This is a genomic window from Waterburya sp. (assembly GCF_058530065.1).
Window position 1 is genome coordinate 1 of the sequence record NZ_JBZNBU010000194.1, and the last position, 8,389, is coordinate 8,389.

Annotated in this window: 6 protein-coding genes; all 6 read right to left on the reverse strand. The window is 38.6% G+C overall.

Translation table 11 applies throughout. The features are described from left to right. Positions 1-179: 179 nt before the first annotated feature. Positions 180-1,976 carry a CAP domain-containing protein gene (locus AC33VI_RS12270; protein WP_491782553.1) on the reverse strand — a complete coding sequence of 599 codons (1,797 nt, stop codon included), beginning with the start codon at positions 1,974-1,976 and terminating at the stop codon, positions 180-182. 297 nt (positions 1,977-2,273) lie between these two features. Continuing rightward, positions 2,274-3,098: a polysaccharide pyruvyl transferase family protein gene (locus AC33VI_RS12275; RefSeq protein WP_491782554.1), complete on the reverse strand. Its 825-nt coding sequence runs from the start codon at positions 3,096-3,098 to the stop codon at positions 2,274-2,276. Positions 3,099-3,489: 391 nt separating this feature from the next. Beyond that, positions 3,490-3,969 carry an FkbM family methyltransferase gene (locus AC33VI_RS12280; protein ID WP_491782555.1) on the reverse strand — a complete coding sequence of 160 codons (480 nt, stop codon included), beginning with the start codon at positions 3,967-3,969 and terminating at the stop codon, positions 3,490-3,492. Between the two features lie 22 nt (positions 3,970-3,991). Next, positions 3,992-4,549 carry a sulfotransferase domain-containing protein gene (locus AC33VI_RS12285; protein ID WP_491782556.1) on the reverse strand — a complete coding sequence of 186 codons (558 nt, stop codon included), beginning with the start codon at positions 4,547-4,549 and terminating at the stop codon, positions 3,992-3,994. Positions 4,550-4,711: 162 nt separating this feature from the next. Beyond that, entirely contained in the window at positions 4,712-6,076 is a 1,365-nt protein-coding gene (locus AC33VI_RS12290; protein WP_491782557.1) for a glycosyltransferase family 4 protein, read from the reverse strand. Next, positions 6,069-8,389 (reverse strand): glycosyltransferase 61 family protein (locus tag AC33VI_RS12295; protein WP_491782558.1); only part of this gene is annotated, 2,321 nt, incomplete at its 5' end. The genes AC33VI_RS12290 and AC33VI_RS12295, both read right to left, overlap by 8 nt.

The following is an 8,389-nucleotide window of genomic DNA, read 5'->3' on the forward strand; positions in this document are numbered from 1 at the left end:
AAAACATCCGATGGCAATTTTGGGCGCACTTATGAGAAAGCTTCTCCATATTGCTTACGGAGTCATTAAAACTGGCAAGCCTTTCGATCCTAATTACTGTCAAGTTGGTTGACTTTTAAGACGGTATCTGTACTTAGGTAATATTTATAAAACATTACTCGATTGGCAACGCCAAAAATCTAGACAGTCACAAAGTCAGCCTGGGTGAAATCGGCTGCATTAATATTGTTTATCTTAGCCAGCAGAGCATTATTGTTTGTCGAGTCATAAATCAGCACGTCCAAACCACTATCGGCAAAATTGAGATCGCTGTAATTTAGCGAACCCGTCAACCCTATAAGATCGACTCCACTAATAAAATCATCGACCAAAATCGTATCCTTAGTAGATTCGAGAGCAAAAATATCTGTTCCCGCACCGCCAAACATTGTGTCATTACCATCTCCTCCCCAAAGTAAATCGTCGCCTTCATCTCCATAAAGTAAATCGTCATGATTGCCACCCGCTAAGGTGTCTTTACCATCTCCGCCATACATTGTGTCATTGCCATCATGACCGCTAAAGTAATCGTTCCCCAAGCCCCCTAACAAGGAATCGTGACCTTCTTTACCATGGAGTTTATCGTTGCCACTTCCTCCATCGAGAGTATCATCACCTTCTCCTCCATTGAGAAGATCGTGGTTGGCTCCACCAGATAGAAAGTCTGTCCCCGAACTCCCAGACAAAGTATCTTTACCATTGTTGCCAACTAGAAAATCATCGCCCTGTTCTCCATAGAGCTTATCATTATTGCTACCACCCGCTAAGGTATCGTTACCATCTCCGCCATACGCGGTGTCATTGCCATCATGACCGCTAAAGTAATCGTTACCCGAGCCTCCTAACAAAGAATCGTGACCTTCTTTACCATAGAGTTTATCGTTGCCACTTCCTCCATCGAGAGTATCATCACCTTCTCCTCCATTAAGAAGATCGGGGTTGGCTCCACCAGATAGAAAGTCTGCCCCCGAACTCCCAGACAAAGTATCGTTACCATTGTTGCCATAAAGAGTATCGTTTCCAGAGATGCCTTTAAAACGTTCGGAATCGCTACTGCCAGCGAAAAAAAGACTGAGAACACCATCGAGATTTAGATCTAATTTGATGTTTTCCGTACCAATGTTGACCTGAGTAGAACCCAAAATGTTGTTGTCAGTATCGGTAAAAGTCAAATTATAAGTATCAGAAGTAAGAGGTATTTGATAACCTCCTGCATCCATAGTATTGATACTATGGGAGTTACCCGTAGAAGTATTAACTGCGGTAATCTCTATTCCACTCAAACCTTCGCCTACGGTATAAAAGTCATCTTTCAAAACTAAATCGTCATAAGCAACACCCGTCAAAAATACATCTGAACCAGAATAGGCAAAATTCTGGGTGACCATCAATGAATTAAAATCCACATCTATAAATTCTGGTTCTTCGGGAAAATTTACAGGATCGTAATTAGGATTTTCAACTTCTGAAGTAAATATTCCTTCAATAGCACCCACTCCAATCTCGCGATAATTATCTTCCAAAATATTTTTGCGATGACCAGGACTTTTAAACAAGCTAGCATGGCTAGATTCAATAAAAGCAGTTTTATTTACACCTCCCGTTGTTCCTTTGTAGGCAATATTTTCTCCTGAACCCCAAGCAGGTCCAGTAAATTGATAACCAGCATTTCCCATACGCTGTCTCGAACTAGTTCCATTAATCCCTGTGTGGGAAAATGTATCTGTGTCGAGCATCCATTGGCTGTGACTTCTAGCAGAATCTATTAATAGTAGGTTAAATGCTAAAGGCTGTTTGGGGTCGGTGCTTATCGTTCCAGAAGCTAATTCATCATTGAGATCGCTAACTCCATGTAAAGTTCCTTCTGCTGTAGGATTAAGGCGAGCGCGATTAATTAATTCGAGCATATACTGCTCGGTTGCAGAGGGTTGAACCATAATAATTACTTGGTATTTGTGATAAGAATTAACTACCAATGTAATTAGCGGTTATTAGTTTGAAAACAGTATTTATCTCATTAATTTATTATTTTAATACCGTATAATTATCTAAAAACTAATTCAATTAGTGTTGGTATTGACGTGTTTTTACTAAAGTTTTTTATTAAAATATAAATATTTTAAACTAAAGCCGATCGCTCAATAATATTGAAGATTAAAGAGCGATAACAGTTTTAATTCGCAGTTGGGTCAATTAATAACAACCTTCCCTTGCATCTAAATTTTCAAAAAAAGCTATGAAATTTTAAATTTGTCCATCACTTTTTCTTTGAATTTTATATTAGCTTCTCGACATTCTTCTAACGCTTCTGGATAAGTTCTAGCAAGTTTAGAATATCTTTGCCAATCTTTAATCGAACACAAAGGTACGGCGTGTTTCAAACTATAGAATTTGGAAGATGTAGGTATACCTAATACTTTTTTTCCTAACAGAGTTGCCCAATATACACCATGAAAAGAATTGGAAATAACCAATTCTCCAGAAGCTAAAAACTCTATAACCTCATTTAATGGAGTTTTGAAATTATTCATATACTGAGATTTTTTAATACCGAGTTCGTCTACAAACGGTAATAAATTATTAACTGTAAAATTCTCAAAAACTACAATATCGTGTTTTGTTTCGTATTGCTTATCAAAAGAATCGCTCATACAACTAGAACAGGGTACCCATTCATAAATTGATTGGCAATCTCTAATACCAATCAATTTAGCGTTTTGTAACTGATTTTCAATGGAAATTTCGCCCAATCCATTCCAGGATTTAATCTTAATATCGTTATATCCTGGTCCCCAAACCACTACATTATCTTTCTTGCAAACAAGCTCGATTCCTTCGGCAAATTTAGGCATAGATAATAATCCACCACCACCCAAGATCACTAGATCGGCTGCATTTAAACGAGACAACCATTTTTCTCTTTTCTCTTCGTTAGTGTCTTTATAGCCCAATATATCCATATTGATGGCTTCATTTAATTGAGGAAAATATTGACATGGAGCAGAAGCTAAATCACCTCGGTTGGGAGTTGCTTTCCGATGTATGTTGATAATTTTCATTGAGTAAAGTTTCCGAATTATTTTGGTAATGGGGTTAAAATTACTGCGAGCTATCTATTACTAAGAATTTAAGATGAAGCTATTGATTCAACTATTTTGCGAGCAACAAACATATTGCTGACGAAAAATATCCTCAGAAGCAAACTACTAGTTTTTGGTGTTACTAATTTAAAGTATCAAACCGAATAGCAATTTGTTGCTAGTTACTAGTCTTTCGACTGATACAGTTTAAAAATGCTTTGTGTTCTTGTCAACCGCGTTTGTAAATTGCATCGCAACGGCAATATTCTGATTTAGTATTATGATGGTTATAAAGTAGTTTTTCTTGGTAGCCAAACTTACCGAGAAATTCATCTATCTCATCTTTGGTACAGGCTTTAATTCCTCCCGACTATTTATTGCGAACTGCCAAATTAATCCATTTAACTCTTCCTGATTTGAGTAATTTCTTAGCTCCTTTTAAACCCATTAATTCTGAACCTTCAACATCCATCCAGAGCAAGATACGATCTGGATTTCCTAAGCTATCATCAACAGAATCAAGAGTAAGAGCGCGTATTTTTACATTTTCATCTCTACCAATGGCAAATACGCTAGCAGAATCTAGGCTTGTTTTGGAAAAATATAAATCTAAATTAGTTTCTTTCTCCCAAACTCCATAAGGTAAAAGTAATCCTTGAAACTTAGAAATTAAATTTTTAAAAGTTATCGGACATGGTTCTAAGCCAATAATTTTCATCTTAGGATAACGCTCGGCTAAAGTAGAGTATTCCGACTTACAGCCTACACCTACATCTAATAAATACTGAGGGGGATTATCATCAGAAATAAATTGACAAATTCGCGATTCGTGAACGGTAGCTTGAGACATAATTACCTCCAAAAATTAAAGATCAATTGAAAATGAAGCAAAATTTCTTTAGCAGAAAGAAAAATTTAACTCTTAAAGAAACTGTATTGTTAATAATTCGCTTTTCTTCTAAGGTGATTTTTGCCAAATATTTTCTAGCAACTGTAAAGTTGAGATCTAGTTTTTCACCTTTAGTATGGGGATCTACACCTTCTTTGGGAAATATAAAGTTGGTAATACTTTTACTTTTGCTCAAAGCGAACTTATTTTGAATTCTGGACAAGACCTTTTCAGGATTGAGAATTAATTGTCTATAGGTGACTACCAAAACGCGATCGTTGTGAGCAATAAAATCAAGATATTCGCCAACATATTTATTCCACAAAGACATGATTTCTTGAGTATTGTTGGGCTGAGATTGATAGAGAGGAAAATTGCTGGGTAAAGTAGGAGGATTGCGATCGCAATATTTAATAAAACTATAGAGCCAACTGTAGGGATCTCTTAAAGTAACGATATGAAAATCGGGTTCTCTAAGATAAGGTCGAGCATATTTTTCAAACTGTTTTGTGTTTGATGGTACTGAGTGTTTCCAGGACATTTGATTGGTATAAACTTCAAGGTTCTGAAAGTTTTTCTCTAGCAGCCATTTAGTTAAGTTTGTACCTGACCTTTGTAGCCCCCATTGTTTGATAATCGTTTGGTTTTTGGGATTTTCCAACGTTTTGTACCATTAACAAAGATTAGCAATGCAAGTTTGCCACTATTTCAGCAAAACTTCTTCGATTAGTCGCTCCCAAGATTCGGAGGAAGTAATAGCTTGAGTATGTTTCAATGGTTTTTTGTTGGCAGAAAAATTATTAAATTGCTCGAACCAATCCAAAATTGTTTCTGTTTTTAGATAAGGACTATGGGAGAGTGAAGCCAACAAAAACTGATTCATTTGCTCTGGCTGCTTCTGCTCGAAAGCATTCCAAGCTTTTTTGATGGCTGCCTGATAACGAATACGGGATAAATTATCTACTCCAGTTATCGAAGCAATCGCTCGATTGCCAACCATCGCAGTTTCGATCGCCCGACCTAAATCGCCAACTACCGCCTTGAGATCGTGACTATCTTCAACTCTCTTGCGCGCAGCAATACTTTTGTCGAGAATATCCATATTCTGAATCTTTCTGAGTAGTCTGGCCAACTCTTTAGCATCGGCAAATACTTTAGGAATTGGTTTACCAGAAAGCTTATATTGTTCTGAATGAACTACGGGAACAAACCAATCTGCACCACATTCATCCATAGGAGGTGCATCTGTGGTAATTACTGGCAACCCACAAGCTTGAGCCTCATATAAACCATGTCCCAAACCTTCCCAATGAGTCGGTACTAGAAAAACATCTCCATTTTGATAAATTTCTGTTTTGGTAGGGAAGTTGCGCTGAACAATTTTGACGTTATCGGGCATAGGTTTGGCATAGTTATCGGTCTGACTCAGCATAATAATCTCAATTTCGGGAATATAAGCTGCTGCTTCGGCGATAACTGTCGAACCTTTTCTTAACGGCTTACCTCCTCCTTGACCATTGGCAAACAAAAAGCGTTTGGCACGTTTGCGGGGAGTAAACTGAAATTCTTCTAGTTCGATGCCCCAATGCTGACCATAAATAGCATTTGCCCAGTCACAGCGGTCGTGACGGTATTGAAGATATTTAGCTAAAGTAGTCAAATATTGACGAGTGTATTTAGTTACACACCAAACCATATCTACACTCTGACTCCAGGGCTTGCGTTCGGGCCACCATTCCCACATGGGAATGCAAACAGTAAACACCCCTCGTTTTTTACACTCTGCAACTAAATCGTAATTATCTAGGTTGAGGTAAACCTGTTCGATAAATAAAACGGCATCAACGCTGTCTAAAAAACGATTGTAGATTTCAATGTCATCATCGCGATTGCAACGGACGACGTTAACTGTGTCCGCTACCGCTTCTAAATAAGGTTCGTGCCAACCCAAACTAGGATGTTTGGGACATAACCAAGAAGTTATCCAAGGAGCTAACCGAGCTAGATCGTGGTTCATACCACCATTGCCCGTAGACGCGCCCCATCCTACCAAACCAACATTAAACATAATAATGAGACCAAACTTTTTCAAAAACTTCGGGTAATCTGCCCTGCCAGGGTAATACTTCGCAACCTTCAGGAACTTTATCTTCAAACCAGCCCGTACGACAGGCAGTAGTGGTCGGTCGAGTGGTATCTTCTCCTCGACCAATGTAGTAGTTGGTTTTATCTCTCATATTTTCTTCAGACTTGGCAAAACCATAGTGGAAACAGCAAAAATCAGGATGGGTAAAGCCTTTGTTTTGCTTAACAAATTTGCGAGGACTTTTAACGTACTCTCCGCATTCGTGCCAGAGATGACCGCATTCTGTTTCGGGGTGATTGTGATTGGTAACGTATCTCAAATTTTTGTGCCAAGAATAAATCCGATTGTGTCCTACATCGTAGTACCCTCCCTTAATAACGCGATCGCTAGTTTTCCATAGGTGCATTTGAGGCAGTCGCCAAGCATTGGATTTTGTTTCGGTCAATTTTTGTAAAACTTTCTTGAGATGATTGCGACGATAGAATTCATCAGCATCGATTACTACTAAAATTCCCGTATCTGCTACCTCTGCGTAGCGATTGCGCATTTCACTTTTGGCATCTTCTCCCGTTGCTTTTGTCCAACCGTGTTGAATAAAGCGAATTTTATTTTCTGGATCGGGGAAGTTTTTGATAATTTCTGCGGTGCGATCTTTAGATAATCCGTCGGGAGTGACTCTTTCGGTGGGATAGCCCAGACAAGTCCCCTCGACTAAGATCCATTCATCACAAAGAGAATAATGCTGCTCTAGATTCTTGCCAATATACTCCTCCTCATTGAGCATAATAGTGGCAAAGGTAATTTTTACGTCCTGGGGTTTGATACTTTCAATTTCCTGACGATACCGCTTCACGATCGAACTATCTTGAGGGGAAACTCGACCTAGTTGCATTTGCAACTCAGAATTATTGGGTTGAATTTTTAGCCCAATTTTATAAAAAACCATTGCTCGATCGGGTTTTCCTGCTGCCACTAAAGCGTTACCTAATTCTAAGTAATGCTGACTGTTTTTTGGCTCTTGTTCTAAAGCTCGATGGTATTTAGCTAAATTTACATCGCCTTCTTCTCTCTCTTCTTTAACTAAGATAGTCGTATTGTTGACTGGAGGAGTTGGCTCGATGTCAATTTCTTCTAACAACCGTTCTAGATCTTTAAGATTAATCCGAACATCTTTTTTAACCGAACGTTGAGGGGGTTGTAGCTGGCTATCTAACTCATCGCTCAAGAGAAAATGATGCTCTAATTGGCAAAGATTGCTAATTCTCCAATAAGTATTTTGTAAATGCTCTGGAGAGAAGATTTCGATGACTTTGGTTCCAGGGGCGCAAAACACCAAATTACTAAGCCCCGCACCATGAACCGCAACTACGACTTTAGCAGATGCCATGCAGGAAACCTGCTCGAAAAACGACATTGATTCAAAAGCAACACTAGTGAAGCCCCAGCTTTCTAATTTGGCAATTACTTGGTTTTCATTAACCACTTGGCGATGGGCAACATTACTTCTATTGATGTAAATTTTCTCAAATGCAGGATTGGGATTGGCAATCGAAGTATTAAGGTAATTATCTCTCAAAGCTTGACAAGCCCATTGAGCATCTCGATAAGCTCTAAGTTTGGGTAATGAAGGAACAATTAAGGATTTTGCTTGTATGTGAGGCGTTGCTAGACTCTCAATTATTTTTTCTCTGGGAATACCAAGATGTTTAAAGGTCTCAATTTGAAAATCGCGATCGCACTTATTAACGACAAAATAATCGATATTATCTAAGTCAATGCCACTGGCTTTGATTATTTCAATTCTGGCTAAAATATCAAACATCCAGTGAAAATAACCTCTTTGACCCCATCGAACTGACAGGAATGCCACCGTGCCATCTATGTATTTAGGTGCGGGTAAATCTGTCGAACTTAAGACCAAGCCAAAGCTTCCAGAATAAGTATCGGCGATAATTTTGTTTTCTTGGGTAATTACACCACTAACTGCTTTATCCCCCCAGGCTCTACCCTCGGAAACTATTGCCACAAAAGCAGAAGCAACATTAACGCTTTGAGTTTGTAAGCATTGAGGAATTTTTTGCTCGGATAAAGTTTTACTAGCGATAAATGTAGCTCTATTTTGGGGCTGAACCGAGATATAGTTGATGCTCGAATCAATAGAGGGATCGGTAAAGTCATCAGCAGATAGACCGCAATACTCTGCTAAGAAATCTGGTGGCAAGTAACCATAGGTACTAGGAGTTGTTGACTCCATATCTGGTAGGATTGGCGTACCTTTTGCTTTCAGAATTTCAG